Source organism: Acidovorax sp. GW823-FHT05D11, assembly GCF_058795695.1.
In genome coordinates this window covers 94,713-111,332 of sequence record NZ_CM179502.1, presented here as the reverse complement: position 1 = coordinate 111,332, position 16,620 = coordinate 94,713, and the positions used below count along the sequence as shown (strand labels likewise).

Below are 16,620 nucleotides of genomic sequence, written 5' to 3'. Positions count from 1 at the left end.
CGCCCTACGATGGGCATTCCTTGCCTTCGCCGCCCCGCCGCCATGCCCGACTCCGCCATCCACAGCTACCAACCCCGCCAGGGCCACGGCCTGCCGCACGACCCGTTCAATGCCATCGTCGGCCCCCGCCCCATCGGCTGGATCTCCACGCAGAGCGCGGCCGGAGCCACCAACCTCGCGCCCTACAGCTTCTTCAACGCGTTCAACTACGTGCCCCCCATCGTGGGCTTCGCGAGCATCGGCTTCAAGGACACGGTGCGCAACGTGCAGGAGACCGGCGAGTTCGTGTGGAACTTGGCCACGCGCGACCTGGCCGAGGCCATGAACCAGAGCTGCGCCAACGCGCCGCCCGAGGTCAGCGAGTTCACGCTCGCCGGCCTCACGCCCCGGCCGTCCACGCAGGTGCGCCCACCCCGCGTGGCCGAAAGCCCCGTCACCTTCGAATGCCGCAGCACGCAGATCCTGCAGCTGCAGGGCGCAGACGGCGTGCAGGTGCCCACCTGGCTGGTGCTGGGCGAGGTGGTGGCCGTGCACATCGACCAGCGGCTGCTCAAGGACGGCGTGTACGACACCGCCAACGCCGGCCACATCCTGCGCGCGGGGGGCCCGGCCGACTACTTCACGGTGGGGCCGGAGCAGTTGTTCAAGATGTACCGGCCACGGTAGGCCGCGCCCCCTGCGCTACGGCGGCTCCAGCGGCAGGGCCACGCTCACCTCGAACCACGGGATGGCGCCCCAGCCGCCGCGGCGCGTGACCAGCGTTTCGCCCGAGTGCATGGACACGCGGTAGGCCAAGCCCTGCGGCCCCGGCAGGCTGCCCGCGCCCTCGCGCCCCCGGTGGCGGCTGCGGGGCTCCCAGCCACAGCACACGAAGTGCAGCCGCGCCATGCCGGTGTGGCGTGCCAGGTAGCGCTCCACGGCCGCCGCCTGCGCGCCCGGTACCCGATAGGTCGCGGTCAGCGCGCGCAGCTGGTGCAGATGGCCTTCGGCACAGCCGGTCCATTCAAGCCCCGGCGGCTTGTGCCGCTGCACGGCCAGGAAGTCAGCGCACGAGGCCGTCTGGCCGAACGCGGCGGGCGCGAGGAGGAGGAAGAGGAAGAGAAGGCTCAGACACGGCACCGCGACGGGCGCGCAGCCCCGGGGCCACCACCACTCCATGCGCCGCGCCCCTGGCTGGCATGCAGGCGGCGGCAGGTGGCGCTGCGCCATGGCCTGTTACCGCGACAAGGGCGCGCACAGGCCTGCGGCCGGGTCCCGTGCCCATTGTTCTGCCCAGGCCCACACCTGCTGCACGCCATCCGCCCCGGCGGCGCGGCGCTGCAGGCCATGGTCCGCGTCGGGCAGGCTGCGCGCGCAATAGGGCTCGGTGCGCAAGGCGGCGAGTTCGGCAAACCGTTCGTATGCGGCGGGGGGCACCAGGGCATCCTCGCCGCCCCACACCTGCACCACGGGCCAGGGGCTTTGCACCAGCGGCAGGGTCAGCGGCCAGCTCCACAGGTCGCGCCAGTAACCCAGGCTGCGGCCCTGCGCCACGGCGGTGTCGGGCCGGCTCCCGGCCACCACGCGGGCCAGTTCCTCCCAGTCTTCCTGCGCACCCAGGCGCTGCGCCTGCAGCCTGCCGGCCTCCTGCGGGTCCAGCCCGCTGGCCGACAGCAGCACCAGGCCCGCCAGCTGCGGCACCTCGGGGGCGAGGGCGGGCAAGAGTTCGGCCCCTTCGGAGATGCCCACCAGCAGCTGCGGCAGCGCGGGCGCGCCGTCGCGCGCGCGCTGCCGCGCATCCGCGACCAGGGCCGCACGCGCGTGGGCCAGCCAGGTGGAGAGGCGGTCCTGCTGCACAAATTCGCGCGCGCAGTCGCCGGGGGCCGTGCGCGCCTGCGGGTCCACGCCGGGCTTGTGCAGCACCAGCACCTGCGCGTGCAGCAGGCCGGCGAAATAGCGGTCGGCAATCGGGCCCATGCCCGCGCAGCCGGAGCCGGGGATGACGATCACGCGGTAGCGCAGCGGTGCCGTGCGCTCGCTGCGCGCGAGGGCCTGGAGCGTCGCGCCATCGGCGCCCGGCAGGGGCCGCGGTGCAAACGGCTCCGACGGCGGCGGGGCCTGGGTCGGCGCCGCCGGGGCCTGCGGAGGCGCCTGGGGCGCGTCCGCGGACGCTTCGGGCCCGTACACATTCACCAGCGATCCGGACACGGCCGCCGCATAGAACGGCGGTGGCGACGCGGCGCAGCCGCCGAGCACCACGGCCCCGGCCGTGGCCACGAAAAAGGCCAGCGCAGGGCTGGCCAGGGACCGCCCAGGTGCGGCACAAGAAAAAAAGCGTTGGACGTTGAGCACAGCCGAAGTCTGGCACGACTGCGGCGACCCGGAACGCTGCGCCTGCCACTGGCGCGCCGCCAGGCGCCTGAGGCCGCAAAATGCTAGCAAATCAATAGCATATCGCGCTTATCCATCAACCGGAACGGGGCAATCCAGTCAAAACCGGCACGCCCCGGTCCAGGGATGCCCTTACTTCAGGATGAGGACCTGCTCGGGCTGCTGGGGCTGCGGCACGGGCATGGGCTGGCCGCCCTGCTGGTACACCGGCGGCGGGCGCACGCCGCGCGCCAGGTGGGCGTCGGTGTAGCCCAGCTGCATGGCCATCTGCTGGTACACGTCCTGCGCGAGCGACAGCGAGGTCTCGCGGATCACCTTGGCGCGGTTGGGCGGGGCGATGTCGCCACGGATCGACAGGATCTTGGTGTCGTTGCCTTCGCCCTGGGCGGAGAACGCGGCCTTGATCTCGTAGGTCTTGGTGTTGATGAGCGAGAAGTCGGCCAGGAGCTGCAGGCCGTACTGGCGCGTGGCGCTGGTGGTGCCCTGCAGGGGCGAGAGCGCATCGGTGAAGTCGATGCTGGAGACCACGCCGAACAGCACGTAGTCGGCGCCGTTGAACTCGCCCTTCTTGATCCGGCTGATCACGTCGTTGACCTGGGGCTGCACCTGGGGCGTGGCCATCTTGCCACCCTGCACCTGGTTGAGCACCTGCTCTGCCTTGGAGGGCTGGGGCTTGCCCGCGTCGAAGCCCTTGCCCTGGATCAGACGGAAGTAGGTGCCCTGCAGGATGGCACCCTTGATGTCGTTGGTGTAGCCGCCGAGCTCGCGCTGCTCGATGTAGCTGTAGCGGCCGGCCACGTAGGTGCCGCTGGCCTGCTCGGACGCCTGCATGTGGTGGCTGCCCGAGTGCGAGCCGCCCCCGCCGTAGGGCCCGGCGCTGTAGCCGCCGCTGTGGCTGCCGCCCGCGCTCATCTGGCTGCTGCGCTGGTAGGTGCCGGCCAGGAAATATTCGGACACGCGCTGGGCGTAGGCCAGGTCCGTCACGGCGATCTTGGGCGCGGCGCCCGGCTGCTGCGCCTGGGCGGCGGTGCCCCACGCCATGGTGGTGGCGGCGATCACGGCCAGGGCCGTGTGGAGGGTGATTCTGCGTTGCATGGTGTGCTCCTTGTGAGCTGACGGAAATTCATGAATGGGTCGAGCGATGCGGGCCGGAGCACCTTCATCCTTCGAAACTGGCGCGGCCCAGGCCAGCCGCCGCCGTGCAAGGGCCGCCCCGCCGCACTGGCGGCGTCCCCCTTCCCGCGCGCAGCGCGAGAGAAAGGGGGAAGCGGCGCAGCCGCTCAGGGGGTTGCCTACTTCTTATCGCTTGCTTGTCTTGCGGATCTCTTTTTCATCCTGCCACTCGATCGTGCCTTCCTGCACATCGAACAGCTTGAGCGTGAACTTGTAGTAAACGTCCTTGGTCGCGTTGTTCTGCTTGACGATGCTGGTGAGCTCGCCTTCCATGCTGTACTTGGCGGCCGTCATCTGGCCGACCTTGGCGGTGGTGCCCTGCTTGTACAGGCCGCTCTGGTTCTGGCGCTGCAGCTCGTCCACACCGGCCTGCATCTCGTTGATGGAGCGCACGAAGCGCACCTTGCCCGACTTGACCAGCGCCGTCTGGATCGAGTTCATCACGTTGGTGGTGTCGATGTACTCGCTGGTCTTGTTCTTGACGGTGGAGATCGTCACCGTGGGACGGCCCTGGAAGATGCCGGTTTCGAGCAGGCCGCCGGTCATCTTCTCGGCGATCATCTGCAGGTCGGTGGAGCCGAATTCGTTGGTCACCAGCTCGACGGCCTTGGCGTCGCCGTAGTTGACCTGGCGGTCAAAACGCACGGTGGGCGAGGACAGGTTCTGGCAGGCCGAGAGGGCCAGGGTGCTGGCCGCGAAGGCCAGGATGAGCGTGGTGCGCTGAATGGTGTTGCGTTGCATGTTGTTTTCTCCGGTCGGCACTGTGGTGTTCAGCGCGGTTCTACGTTCATTTCCAGGCGCAGGTCGACGGCGGCGCTGGTCGGCGCCACGCTCTTGACGGTTTGCTGGCCCAGGCCGAGCACGCTCATCTGCTTCCACGATTCGCCGTCGCCCACCTGGTTGCCCACGTTGTCCAGCCACTTGAAGCGATAGAACACGGTGCGGTCGGTGCGGCCCATGTTGGCCATGTCGGCCTGCACGACGAGGATGTCGTTCTTGCGCACGATGCGCATCTCGCGCACGGCGATGCTGTTGGCCTCGCCGCGCAGCGCCACCTTGGAGGCCACGGCCAGCGGCGTGGCCGGGTCGTGCAGCTGGGCGCGGGCCGCGGTGGCCAGGGTCAGGGTGAGGGCCGCGCACGCGATGGCGGGTGCGGCGGCGGCAAGGGCAAAACGGGTTCTCATGCCAGAGGCTCCTTGGAAATGGGACATGTGCGGTTTCAGTTCTTGGCGGCGGGCGCGGGCGTGGCCGAGGTGGACTTGACCACCGACTTGGGCACCGAGCGCGTCCGGCTGGTGGTGGTGGTGGTCGTGCGCACGGTGGTGGCAGGCTCTGCCGCGGCGGGCTGCGGCGCGGCGGCCACGGTGGGCAACTGGCCCAGCATGGCCACATCGCCGGTCAGCACGCTGTTGTCGTACATGCGCAGGGGCACCAGGGCGTACTGGCCGTCGATCTTGATGGGCTGGGGCAGCTGGCGGCCGTTCACGCTCACCACATGCTCGCCCGGTGGCAGGTAGCCACGGGCCACGTACACGCGGCCGGGCAGCATGCGCCACATGCGGTCGTCCGCCTGCTCGGTGGCCACCGAGGCCGCCGCGCCGATGATGCCGCCAATCAGGCCGCCACGCTTTTGCAGTTCGTTCTGCAGCACGCCCTTGGCCACGGCGCGGGTGAAGCCGCGCAGCACCATGCCGGGCATTTCGTCCTTGAGCGCACGGCGCGCCATCACGTTCACGTCCACCACCTTTTCGAGCTTGAGGTCGGTGCCCGCGGCGGAGATGGTGGTCAGCAGCGCGTCCTTGGACGGCTCGATCACGGGGTAGGAAATACTGGCCGTGACCATGCCCCGGCCCGTGGGCACCGGAAGCGTGAAGGCCTTGGGCTTGCGCGCGGGGGCGTCACCGGCTTCCACGATGAAGAGCACGTCGGTCATGCGCTGGCGGCGTTTCCAGGTGAAGCCGGTGCGGGTGTCCAGGCCGCGCAGGCCTTCTTCGAGCACGCCGGTTTCGGGCTTGAGCTCGATGGCCTTGCGGTAGCCGGGCGCGGCCAGGCCGGGCTCGTTGAGCATTTCGTACAGGAAGCCGGCGAGGTAGTGCGAAAGGGCGTTCTGGTAGCCGTTCTTGAGGGCCAGCACCTCGGGGTCGTTGAGCGTCTCGACGGGGTAGCCGTTGAGTTCCTTGCCCCCCGAGGTGGCGCCCTTGGACTTGGCTTCTTCTTCCGCCGCCAGGGTTTCCTTGGCACGGAACTCGGCAATGATGGCCTCGCGCTCGTGGGTGCGCTTGATGTCCACGCGGGCGTTCTCGAAGTCGCCCACGGCCATGCGGTTGAGCGCCAGGCGCGTGGTCACCCACACCTTTTCATAGTCCTGGCCTTCATAGACCTTCAGGCGTTCGCTGATCAGCGCGGCGCCCACGGTGCCCATGAGCTTGCTGGGGTTGGTCTTGGCGGTTTCTTCCCATTCCTTGACCTTGATGTCGGCCAGCAGGAAGGCGTTGGTGCTGTCGGGGTAGCGGCGGTCCATGCGCAGCAGCTCGCCGCGTTCCATGTTGAACAGGAGCGCGGTCTTTTCTTCCTCGGTCTTGGCGGTGCTCTCGAGCTGGGCGATGGCCGCGGGAATGCCGCCGCTGCGCCCGGCGTTCTGCATGTCGGTCGCCAGCTTGTCATGGCTCTGCATGGTGGCGCAGCCCGTGAGGGCGGCGCTCAGGGCCAGCACCCACAGAAGGCGCGGGCGGAAACGGGATGGGTGGGCGGTCATGGATGCTCCTTGCAGATCGGTCGGTTGCGCACCAGAAAACCCCGGCACTGCCCACGCGCAAGGCCGCGCCACGCCAGGCGCGCACCGGTCAGGGAGATGCGCCGCGACGGCGGAAAGCGCCTGCAGGATGGGAGATCCGGACAAGGAAGGTGCTGGCTGCGCGTGCGCCCCCTCCCGGCGCTTTCACGTGCTGCTGGCAGCCCCCTCTGGCTGTGAGTTTCTTGGTAGTTTTGTATGGGGTTGTAGCCAGGGACGCAATGTAGCAAAAGCTTGTATCTTTTCTGTAACCGCGCCGAACGGCTCAAATCGCCATGGAACAGTGGCATCTCATGCCTCCACGCGGTTGAGCGGCATGCGGTAGAGCCACACCACGCGGCCCCCCGGCGCGCGCAGCTGCACGCTGGGCAGCACGCCGGGGATCGCGAATTCCAGGCTCACCAGCCACGCGCCGGGCGCCAGCTCGGCCTGGGCCTTGGCGGCGGCGCGGGCCATGCTCTCGGGCCGCTGGAACAGGTACACCATGCGGTAGGGGCTCCAATCCTCGGCCCACATGTCGGCGCGCCGCACCCGGGCCCAGGGGCACCGCAGGGCGCACAGCAGGCGCAGGGGCCAGCTCCATTCGATGCCCTCCAGTTGCGCGGCCGGGTAGGCATGGCGCAGTGCCTTCAGGCCATCGCCCACGCCGCTGCCCGCATCCAGCACCCGCGCCCCCAGCGGCAGCGGGGCCTGCGAGGCCAGGGACTGCAGCGCATGGTGGGGCGTGGGAAACAGCGGCGCATCGCGCCAGGCGTTGAGCGGGTAGACCAGCAGCAGCAACGCCAGCGGCACCAGCCACGCCCAGGTGGGCAGGCTGGCCGCGCCCAGCAGCGCCAGCGACAGCGGAAAGCCCGCCGCGATCAGCCCGCGCCGCCACCAGCTGCCGCCCAGCACGCTGGCCGCCGTCCCGATCAGGCAGGCGGCCAGCAAGGCCGCCACCGGTGGGACCGCGCGCTGCAGGGCCACAAAAATGAGCCACGCGCACGCCCACGCCAGCAACGCGGGCAGGGGCCAGGGCATGCGCAGGGCCAGCATGGGTTCGTGCTCAGCGGCCAAAAATGCCGCGCAGCAGGTTGACGGGGTTGACCACGTTGCCCGCATCCGTGCCACCCTCGCCCGCTGGCTGCTGGCCTGCCGGCGCGCCGCCCATGCCGCTGGAATAGGCGCCGCCCGAGGGTGCGCCGGGTGCCGTGCCCATGCTGCCGCCGCGCCGCCCCTGCATCTCTTCGCCCAGCATGGCCATGGTGTGCGACTTGACGCGCACGCGCACGGCCCACTCGGGCTCCCAGGCTGCCTTGGGGTCGGCCGGGCGCGGGGGGTGCACGATGTGGCTTTCGCCGCCGTAGGCCATCATGCGCAGCATGGGCGTGGCATCGCGCCCGCCGCCCGCGAAGATGCCCTGCGGGATGGCGCACTGCGTGGTTTCGGGCGAGAGCAGCACACGCTCCTTGAGCCAGCGGTCGATGGTGGCGGGCGACAGGTAGTCGAACAGGCCCATGCCCGTGTCGGGCGTCTCGGCGCTGGACCACATCACGAGGTCGTCCCCGTTCTGCGACATGGCGTGCAGGTAGTAGGCGCGCGCATTGCGCACAGGCTGCCAGCTGGTGCCCATGCTGTCCTGTGGCTTGCCGGTGGTGCGCAGGTCGATGGCGGGCATCAGGTCTTGCGCCGCGCCCAGCGTGAACTTCATCGACGCGGGCACACCGTCGCCGCGCACCTGGTGCTCGCCCACCAGCGAGGCGTCACGCGACAGGCTCACCTGGTTGCGTTCATTGGGGTACAGCGCGTAGGCCGGGCCCACGCGCGGCCCCCGGTCGGGCACGGCGCGGCCGGCGAAGGCCTGGGCATAGTCGGTCGGCTTGGCGCGCGCCAGGTCGATCACGCGCGGCTGGCCCGCGCGCACCGCGCTCCCGCAGCCCCAGTACAGCAGGATGCGGCCCTTGGGCTGGTGCTGCTGGTATTCCTGGGGCACCTCGCCCGGCTCGGTCTGGGTGGGCTGTGCGCGCGGGGGGACCAGCGGCAGGGATTCGCCCATGCGCATGCCCGCCGGAATGGCCTGGCTGGCCTCGACGCCGGGGCGCAGGGTGTTGTGCAAGGCGATGTCGATGACACGCGGCGGCATGATGGACATGGCGCGGGCGTTGCCGTAGGCCGTGTTGCCACCGCCCGCCCTGCCCTGCGCGCCGCCGCCCATGAGGCCGCCGAGCATGCCGCCCCCGCCGGGCAGGCTGTCCATCTCGGGCATGCCAGCCATGGTGCCGGTGGACACGTCCATCCACAGCTGGACCTTGGGGGGTTTGGTGTTTTGGGCCTGGGCGCCCAGGCTGGCGATGCACAGGCCAACGGCCAGGCAGGCGGGGGTCAGGACGAAGCGCAAAGGGGTCATGGGGGTCTGCTCCAGGAGATGCATGGATCACCCGGCAAACCATCGTGGGCCGCAGGGCGGCTGTATCGCCGCCCTGTGAAGAGGCCTTGCGGTCAACCCGGGTGTGTTGAACGCAGCGCAGTGTAGGCCCCGCACAGACGCATTTTGCCTGCGCAAGTTACGTGTGGAAACCGCTTGTGTGCGCTATTTCACACATCCCCGGCACAAGAAGGCTAGGCCTGACCCCGCAGGCGGTCGATCAGCCCGTTCAAGGCCTCCAGCGAGCCGAACTGGATCGCCAGCTCGCCCATGTCCTCCACCCGGCCGTGGCGCTTGACGCGTTTTTTCACGCGCACCTCGACCTCGGCCATGAGCAGGTCCGAGAGTTCTTCCTCCACGCGCTTCAAGTCGCGCGACTTTTCCTTCTGGGGCTTTTGCGGCACCAGGCTGAACTCGGCGCCGATCTTCTTGACCAGCGCCTCGGCCTCGCGCACCGACAGTTTCTTGGCCGCGATCTGGTTGCCCGCCGTGATCTGCGCGGCGCGGTCCAGCGACAGCAGCGCGCGCGCATGGCCCATGTCGATGTCGCCGGCCATCAGCATGGTCTGCACGGGCTCGGCCAGGTTCAACAGGCGCAGCAGGTTGCTGGCGGCGCTGCGCGAGCGACCCACGGCCTGCGCGGCCAGCTCGTGCGTGAGGCCGAATTCCTTGACCAGGCGCTGCAGGCCATGGGCTTCTTCCAGCGGGTTGAGGTCCTCGCGCTGGATGTTCTCGATGAGCGCCATGGCGGCCGCCGACTCGTCGGGCACGTCGCGCACCAGCACCGGCACCTCGGCCAGGCCCGCCAGGCGCGAGGCCCGAAAGCGCCGCTCGCCCGCGATGATTTCGTACTTGCCCGCGTTGTCTCCGCTCGCAAGACGCCGCACCAGGATGGGCTGCATGATGCCCTGGGCCTTGATGGATTCGGCCAGCTCATACAGCGCGCCTTCGTCCATGCGCGTGCGGGGCTGGTACACGCCGGGCACCAGTTCGGACAGCGGCAGGCTGCTGGGCAGCCCGGCTTCGGCCGCCTGGGCCTGTTCCACTTTTTCTTCGACCTTGGGGCCCAGCAGGGCTTCGAGGCCGCGTCCCAGGCCCTTGGGTTTTTTGGTGACCATGAAATGCTTCTCGCGAAAAGGAAGGGGGGAAAGATTCTTCAGCGGTCGATGATGACCAGCGTGCCATGGCTGCCCGGTGCCACCGCGTGGGGCACTCCAGCGGGCACGATGAACACCTCACCCGCGTTCACCTCGGTGACCTGCCCCTGCAGGGCGAGGCGCATGCAGCCGTCGAGCACCAGCAGCGCCTCGTCAAAGTCGTGCGACTCGTCGGAGTAGGCGGCGTCGTCCATGCGCAGCACCTTGACGTTGGCGCCGGCGGCCTGGCCCACGACCGTGGAGCTCCAGGCGCGGGGAAGTTGGTCGGCGATGGCGGGCAGGTTGATTTTGGTCATGGATCGGATCACTGAGAAATTCGGTAGCTGACGGCTACACGGCGCACCACGCGCCACAAGGCCCAGCGGCTCATGCCGGGTTGGCCAGCTGCAGCAGCCAGCCATGCCCCTCATCCCAATCGCCCAGGCCCGATTCGGCATTGATGTGGCCGCGCTCGCCGTAGTCGATGAAGTGCGCGCCCCAGGCCTGCGCCAAACCTTCGGCGCGCTCCAGGCTGCAATACGGATCGTTGCGGCTGCCCACCAGCACGGCCGGGAACGGCAGGGGTTTGCGTGCAATGGGCGCCCAGCCGTGGATCTGCGCGGCCAGGTCGGGGCGTTCCACATCGCCCGGCGCCACCAGCAGCGCGCCCACCACGCGGTGCGCGTTGGCCGAATGCGCAGCCCACCACGCGGTAAGGATGCAGCCCAGGCTGTGCGCCACCAGCACCACGGGGCCATCGGCATCGACCACGGTGTCCTCCAGCCGCGCCGACCAGTCGCCGCGCAGCGGGCGCATCCAGTCGTGCTGCTCCACGCGGTGGTAGCCGTGGCGGGCCTCCCACAGGCTTTGCCAATGATCAGGGCCGGAGTTCTGCCAGCCGGGCAGCAGCAGGAGGTTGGAAGCCTTCATTACTATCAATTCAATAGCTATCAGCGCTTGTCCATCAAGCGTTAGGGGCCATTTTTGCCATGGAAGATGCTGCCGCCGGCATGGTGTGCACGCGCTCGACCATCTCCTGCGCAAACTCCACAAAGGCCTGGCTGCCCTTGGCGGCCGGGTCGAACACCACACCAGGCAGGCCATAGCTGGGCGCCTCGGCCAGGCGCACGTTGCGCGGGATCACGCTGTTGAACACCTTGTCGCCGAAATGGCCCTTGAGCTGGTCGCTCACCTGCTGCTGCAGGGTGATGCGCGGGTCGAACATCACCCGCAGCAGGCCGATGATCTGCAGGTCGGCATTGAGGTTGGCGTGCACCTGCTTGATGGTGTTGACCAGGTCGGTCAGGCCTTCGAGCGCGAAGTATTCGCACTGCATGGGCACGATCACGCCGTGGGCGCTGCACAGGCCGTTGAGCGTGAGCATGGACAGCGACGGCGGGCAGTCGATGAGCACGAAGTCGTAGTCGCCATCGGCCTCTGCCAACGCGGCCTTCAGGCGCTTTTCGCGGTGCTCCAGCGCCACCAGTTCCACCTCGGCGCCCGCCAGCTCGCGGTTGGCGCCCAGCACCCAGTAGCCACATTTTTCCGACAGCACGGCGGCCTCTTTGACCGAGGCGGATTCGAGCAGCACGTCGTACACCGTGAGGTCCAGGCTGCGCTTGTCCACGCCCGAGCCCATGGTGGCATTGCCCTGCGGGTCCAGGTCCACCATCAGCACGCGCTGGCCGATCTTGGCCAGCCCGGCAGCAAGGTTCACGGTGGTGGTGGTCTTGCCAACACCACCCTTCTGATTGGCAACGCAGAAAATTTTGGCCATGTGGGTGTTGCAGTCCGTGTTGTTGTCGTTGTTTTACTTGGAGATGGCCAGCTTGATGCCAAAGCCGATCAGAAAGACACCCGCCACTTTTTCCAGCACGCGGCCGATGCGCGGGTTGGCGCGCATGCGCGCGGCCAGGTGGTGCGTGAGCAGCACGGCGACCAGCCCGTAGAGGAACGTCAGCACCGCCACGGTGGCCGCCATCACGCCGAAGGTCAGAAAACCCTGGTGGCGCGCGGGATCGACGAACAGCGGGAAGAACGCCATGTAGAACACGATGGCCTTGGGGTTGAGCAGGGTGATGAGCCCGGCCTGCTTGAAATAGTGGCGCGGCTGGATGTTGAGGATGGGTTGTGCCTCCGGCTTGGCCGTGAGCATCTTGAAGCCCAGCCAGGCCAGGTAGGCGGCCCCCAGCCACTGCACCGCATGGAACGCCGTGGGGTACGTGGCCAGCAAGGCCGCCACCCCGGCCACCGCCGCCCACATCAGCACCTGGTCGCCCGCGATCACGCCCATGGTGGCGGCCATGCCGCCGCGCACGCCGCCCTTGCTGGTGGAGGTGATGAGCGCCAGATTCCCGGGGCCCGGAATGAGCAGGAACAACACGATGGCGGCGACAAAGGCGCCGTAGTCTGCGATGCCGAACATGATCTCTCCCGGTGTGCTGGATCTGGAGGGGGTGCCGCGACATGCGGCGCACCCACGATGAGCAGCCGAGTTTAAGCGACCACCCCGCCCTGCTCCCTCATCCGCATGCCAGCGGCTGGCAAACCCGTCCCAAAAAACCTCAGGCGGGCTTCAACCAGATGATGCAGCGCTCGGCCTCCAGGCCCGGGACGGTCAGTGGTTCCACGTGAAACACCGACGCACCGGCGGGCAGGGCTGCGATCTCGTCCTCTGGGTGCTTGCCCTTCATGGCCAGCCACACGCCGTGGGGCGCGGCCAGCGCACCCTGCGACCAGGTCACGAAGTCGGGCAGCGAAGCAAACGCACGGCAGCTGATGATGTCGAACGGCGTCGTCAATGTCTCCACGCGCGCATGCACCCCATGCAGGTTGCGCAGCTTCAAGGACACCGCCGCTTGCTGGATGAATGCCGCCTTCTTGCCCACCGTGTCCACGCAGCTCACATCCACCGCCGGGCAGCAGATGGCGAACACCACACCGGGCAGCCCGCCGCCCGAGCCGACATCCAGCAGGCGCACCGAGCCCGCTGCCGGGGCCTGTTGCTCCAGGGTGGCGACGTGCCGGCGCAGCGGTGCCACCGCCGCCAGGCTGTCGAGCAAATGGTGCGTCATCATCTCCTGCGGGTCGCGCACCGAGGTCAGGTTGTAGACCTTGTTCCACTTCTGCAGCAGGGCCAGAAATTCCATCAGTTGGCTGACCTGGTCATCGCCCAGGCCCAGGCCCAGGGCATCTGCACCCGCCTGCAACTGGCTGCGCAATGCGTCGTTGTGGGGTACGGTCATCGTCATGCCGCCACTTCGCCTTCAGCCTTGGACGGGGCGACGGCAAATTCCTTGAAGCCACCCTTCTTCAGATGCACCATCAACAGCGAGATCGCCGCCGGCGTGATGCCCGTGATGCGCGATGCGTGGCCCAGGGTCTCGGGCCGGTGGCGGCTGAGCACCTGGCGCGCCTCGATGCTCAGGGCCGTGACCTGCATGTAGTCCAGGTCGGGCGGCAGGCGCAGTTTCTCGAAGTGCGCGGCGCGTTCCACCTCGCCCTTCTGGCGGTCGATGTAGCCCGAATACTTGGCCGCAATCTCCACCTGCTCCACCACGGGCTCGCTCAAGGTCCCCAGTGTTTCACGTGAAACCTCGCTGGAGGCGTACTTGCCGCCGTCCATGGACACCAGGCTGGCGTAGTTCACATCCGGGCGGCGCAACAGCTCGAACAGGTTGTATTCGTGCTCGATGCTCTTGCCCAGCACGCGCTCCGACTCGGCCGCGGGCAGGTTGCGCGGGTTCACCCAGGTGGCTTTCAGACGCTCTGTTTCACGTGAAACCGCATCGCGCTTGCGGCTGAACGCATCCCAGCGCGCGTCGTCCACCAGGCCCATGCGGCGCCCTGCTTCGGTCAGGCGCATGTCGGCGTTGTCCTCGCGCAGCTGCAGACGGAACTCGGCCCGGCTGGTGAACATGCGGTAGGGCTCGGTCACGCCCTTGGTGATGAGGTCGTCCACCAGCACGCCCAGGTAGGCCTCGTCGCGGCCGGGCAGCCAGGCGGCTTCGCCCCGGCACTGCAGCGCGGCATTGATGCCGGCGAACAGGCCCTGCGCCGCCGCCTCTTCGTAGCCCGTGGTGCCGTTGATCTGCCCGGCGAAGAACAGGCCCTGGATCTGCCGCGTCTCGAAGCTGCTCTTGAGCGAGCGCGGGTCGAAGTAGTCGTATTCGATGGCGTAGCCAGGGCGCAGGATGTGCGCGTTCTCCAGGCCGGGCATGCTGCGCACCAGGTCGTACTGGATGTCGAACGGCAGGCTGGTGCTGATGCCGTTGGGGTAGTACTCGTGTGTGGTCAGGCCTTCGGGTTCCAGGAAAATCTGGTGGCTGTCCTTGTCGGCAAAGCGGTTGATCTTGTCCTCCACGCTCGGGCAGTAGCGCGGGCCCACGCCCTCGATCTTGCCGGTGAACATGGGGCTGCGGTCGAAGCCGCTGCGGATGATCTCGTGCGTGCGCTCGTTGGTGTGGGTGATCCAGCAGGGCACCTGCTGGGGATGCATCTGCGCGTTGCCCATGAAGCTGAACACGGGCACGGTGCCCTCGTTCACGCCGCCGAGCATGCCGTCGCCGGGCTGCTCGGTGCACTTCGAAAAATCGATGCTGCGCCCGTCGATGCGTGGTGGCGTGCCGGTCTTCAGGCGCCCCTGGGGCAGCTTCAGCTCCTTGAGGCGCGCCGACAGCGACACCGCAGGCGGGTCCCCGGCCCGGCCGGCCGCGTAGTTGTTCAGCCCCACATGGATCTTGCCGTCCAGGAACGTCCCGGCCGTGAGCACCACCGTCCGGCTGCGAAAGCGGATGCCCACCTGCGTGACGGCGCCCACCACCCGGTCGCCCTCCACCATCAGATCGTCCACCGCCTGCTGGAACAGCCACAGATTGGGCTGGTTCTCCAGCATGCGGCGGATGGCGGCCTTGTAGAGGATGCGGTCGGCCTGGGCGCGCGTGGCACGCACGGCGGGGCCCTTGCTGCTGTTGAGAATGCGGAACTGGATGCCGCCCTCGTCCGTGGCCAGCGCCATGGCGCCGCCCAGCGCGTCCACCTCCTTCACCAGGTGGCCCTTGCCGATGCCGCCGATGCTGGGGTTGCAGCTCATCTGCCCCAGCGTCTCGATGTTGTGCGTGAGCAGCAGCGTCTTGCTGCCCATGCGCGCGGCGGCCAGCGCGGCCTCGGTGCCCGCATGGCCACCGCCGACAACGATCACATCAAATTCCTGGGGATACAACATGGGGGACACTCCGGGGCCTGGCGGGCCCGATAATCAAAACACCCGGTAGCACAGGGGGCACCCTACCCAAGGCGCCGCACACCGGCCCTGCTGGTGGTGGGCGCGCCCGGCGCCCCAGCAGGCAACCCGCGATTTTCCCACTTTGCGCAGGCCGTGTCTGTTTCCAACCCCCTCACCCTCTTCCTAACCCAGGTGCTCGGCCCACCACCGACAGCCGTAGAGACATGGTGGACCAGCGCTCAGTGCCTGCACCTGCAACGCGGCCAGCCATTGCTGCGGGCAGGCGAACACTGGCGGCACCTGTGGTGGGTGGAGCGCGGCGCCCTGCGGCTGTTTTACCTGGACCGCGACGGGGCCGAATCCAACAAGAACTTCTTTCTGGACGGCGCCCTGTGCTGGCCCATCACCCCCACACTGCGCCAGCAGCCGGTGATGTTTCACGTGGAACCATTGGAAGACAGCGTGGTGTGGGCGCTGCCCTTGCCCACCGATTCCAGCCGCCCCCTGCCCGGCGCGGGCTGGGCACCGTGGGCCGCGCTGGAGCACCGGGTGCTCTGCGCCCTGCTCGACGGCAAGATGCAGCGCGAGCAGGAATTTCTGCAGCTCAGCGCCCGCCAGCGCTACGCCCGTTTGCTGGAGCAGCATCCGCAATGGGCCGAGCGCATCGCCCTCAAGCACCTGGCGTCGTACCTGGGCGTGACCGATGTCTCGCTGTCGCGCCTGCGCAGCGAGATGGGGCTTAGAGCGGCTAACAAAACTCAGCGTAGCGGCCCTGGCTAGGCGTTCCGTCGCAGGCAGTACAAGCGGTACGACAAGACGGAACAACGACGCCAGGGGAGTTTTGTGAGCCGCTCTTATCAAAGGATAAGGCACTGGGGGCGGCTTACCGGCAGAGTGCGGGCACCACCCCCACCAGCCCGCCCATGACCACCGCCCAGCACCCCAGCAACGCGCCGCCCCCGCTCTCCCTGATCCCCCACGCCCTCGCCGTGGTGTGGCTCGGCCTCATGGCAGGGTTCTTCGGCACCTACAGCGCCAACGTCAACCTGGCCCTGCTGCAGATGGACGGCGCCATCTACGCCACCGTGCAATCGGCCTTCAACCGCAACGTGCGGCACGCGCTGTTCTTTGTGCTGTTCTTTGGCCCGCCGCTGTGGTGCGCGCTGGCCCTGGCCACGGCCTGGCGTGAACACCGCGCGCCATGGTGGCGCCTGCTGGCCGGGGTGGGCGTGGCCTACCTGCTGGGCATCGTGTTCTTCACCCAGCAGGTCAACCTGCCGCTCAACCACACCACCGAAGCCTGGAACCCCCAGGCCCTGCCCGCCGGCTGGGCCCAGGTGCGCGACCGGTGGAACGCCGCCAACCTGTGGCGCGCGCTGCTCAGCCTGGGTTGTTTCATGGCGGCGCTGGGGTCGCTGGTGGGGCGGCTTGCGGGTCGCCGCACGTAGCCGCGCTGGCGCAGCGCCACGCACCGGCCTCCCGGCTTGCAGGAATCCTGCCACGCGCCTGTGCTCCAATCGCA

The 16,620-nt window shown here is 68.5% G+C and carries 18 protein-coding genes; 3 read left to right on the top strand and 15 right to left on the bottom strand.

The genetic code is table 11. From position 1 onward, the window contains the following. Positions 1-9: 9 nt before the first annotated feature. Positions 10-666: a flavin reductase family protein gene (locus tag AC3RCE_RS00520; protein WP_370627745.1), complete on the top strand. Its 657-nt coding sequence runs from the start codon at positions 10-12 to the stop codon at positions 664-666. A gap of 15 nt (positions 667-681) precedes the next feature. On the opposite strand, the gene AC3RCE_RS00515 is transcribed toward AC3RCE_RS00520, so the two are convergent. From AC3RCE_RS00515 to mnmG, 15 genes are all read right to left on the bottom strand, one after another. Beyond that, positions 682-1,209, bottom strand: coding sequence for a DUF4952 domain-containing protein (locus tag AC3RCE_RS00515; protein ID WP_492254284.1), 528 nt, complete (start codon positions 1,207-1,209; stop codon positions 682-684). A gap of 6 nt (positions 1,210-1,215) precedes the next feature. Further along, positions 1,216-2,331: an alpha/beta fold hydrolase gene (locus AC3RCE_RS00510; protein WP_492254283.1), complete on the bottom strand. Its 1,116-nt coding sequence runs from the start codon at positions 2,329-2,331 to the stop codon at positions 1,216-1,218. Between the two features lie 171 nt (positions 2,332-2,502). Further along, positions 2,503-3,465, bottom strand: coding sequence for a hypothetical protein (locus AC3RCE_RS00505; protein WP_218296431.1), 963 nt, complete (start codon positions 3,463-3,465; stop codon positions 2,503-2,505). A gap of 204 nt (positions 3,466-3,669) precedes the next feature. Beyond that, positions 3,670-4,284 (bottom strand): penicillin-binding protein activator LpoB, encoded by a 615-nt coding sequence (gene lpoB / locus AC3RCE_RS00500; protein ID WP_218296430.1) that lies wholly within the window; start codon positions 4,282-4,284, stop codon positions 3,670-3,672. A gap of 29 nt (positions 4,285-4,313) precedes the next feature. Then, on the bottom strand, positions 4,314-4,727 hold the full coding sequence (locus AC3RCE_RS00495) for a YcfL family putative periplasmic lipoprotein (protein WP_218296429.1): 414 nt from the start codon (positions 4,725-4,727) through the stop codon (positions 4,314-4,316). Positions 4,728-4,762: 35 nt separating this feature from the next. Then, positions 4,763-6,298 carry a COG3014 family protein gene (locus tag AC3RCE_RS00490; protein ID WP_218296428.1) on the bottom strand — a complete coding sequence of 512 codons (1,536 nt, stop codon included), beginning with the start codon at positions 6,296-6,298 and terminating at the stop codon, positions 4,763-4,765. 327 nt (positions 6,299-6,625) lie between these two features. Continuing rightward, a complete protein-coding gene (locus AC3RCE_RS00485; RefSeq protein WP_218296427.1) occupies positions 6,626-7,369 on the bottom strand; it encodes a class I SAM-dependent methyltransferase in 744 nt (247 codons plus the stop codon). Between the two features lie 10 nt (positions 7,370-7,379). After that, on the bottom strand, positions 7,380-8,720 hold the full coding sequence (locus tag AC3RCE_RS00480; RefSeq protein ID WP_492254282.1) for a hypothetical protein: 1,341 nt from the start codon (positions 8,718-8,720) through the stop codon (positions 7,380-7,382). Positions 8,721-8,932: 212 nt separating this feature from the next. After that, on the bottom strand, positions 8,933-9,856 hold the full coding sequence (locus AC3RCE_RS00475) for a ParB/RepB/Spo0J family partition protein (RefSeq protein WP_218339274.1): 924 nt from the start codon (positions 9,854-9,856) through the stop codon (positions 8,933-8,935). A gap of 38 nt (positions 9,857-9,894) precedes the next feature. Beyond that, positions 9,895-10,191 carry a cupin domain-containing protein gene (locus AC3RCE_RS00470; RefSeq protein WP_218296424.1) on the bottom strand — a complete coding sequence of 99 codons (297 nt, stop codon included), beginning with the start codon at positions 10,189-10,191 and terminating at the stop codon, positions 9,895-9,897. Positions 10,192-10,261: 70 nt separating this feature from the next. After that, positions 10,262-10,804: an RBBP9/YdeN family alpha/beta hydrolase gene (locus tag AC3RCE_RS00465; RefSeq protein ID WP_492254281.1), complete on the bottom strand. Its 543-nt coding sequence runs from the start codon at positions 10,802-10,804 to the stop codon at positions 10,262-10,264. Between the two features lie 34 nt (positions 10,805-10,838). Further along, positions 10,839-11,651 carry a ParA family protein gene (locus AC3RCE_RS00460; protein ID WP_492254280.1) on the bottom strand — a complete coding sequence of 271 codons (813 nt, stop codon included), beginning with the start codon at positions 11,649-11,651 and terminating at the stop codon, positions 10,839-10,841. A 33-nt stretch (positions 11,652-11,684) separates the two neighbouring features. Next, positions 11,685-12,299 carry a LysE family transporter gene (locus AC3RCE_RS00455; protein WP_492254279.1) on the bottom strand — a complete coding sequence of 205 codons (615 nt, stop codon included), beginning with the start codon at positions 12,297-12,299 and terminating at the stop codon, positions 11,685-11,687. A 139-nt stretch (positions 12,300-12,438) separates the two neighbouring features. Beyond that, the gene (gene rsmG / locus AC3RCE_RS00450) at positions 12,439-13,119 is read right to left on the bottom strand and encodes a 16S rRNA (guanine(527)-N(7))-methyltransferase RsmG (RefSeq protein WP_492255445.1); all 681 of its coding nucleotides are present in this window, start codon (positions 13,117-13,119) and stop codon (positions 12,439-12,441) included. Positions 13,120-13,121: 2 nt separating this feature from the next. After that, positions 13,122-15,098: a tRNA uridine-5-carboxymethylaminomethyl(34) synthesis enzyme MnmG gene (mnmG, locus tag AC3RCE_RS00445; protein WP_492254278.1), complete on the bottom strand. Its 1,977-nt coding sequence runs from the start codon at positions 15,096-15,098 to the stop codon at positions 13,122-13,124. Positions 15,099-15,251: 153 nt separating this feature from the next. Between mnmG and AC3RCE_RS00440 the strand changes: the two genes are divergently transcribed. Beyond that, a complete protein-coding gene (locus AC3RCE_RS00440) occupies positions 15,252-15,878 on the top strand; it encodes a Crp/Fnr family transcriptional regulator (RefSeq protein ID WP_492254277.1) in 627 nt (208 codons plus the stop codon). Positions 15,879-16,021: 143 nt separating this feature from the next. Then, a complete protein-coding gene (locus AC3RCE_RS00435) occupies positions 16,022-16,546 on the top strand; it encodes an anthrone oxygenase family protein (RefSeq protein ID WP_218296419.1) in 525 nt (174 codons plus the stop codon). The last annotated feature ends 74 nt before the right edge of the window (positions 16,547-16,620 follow it).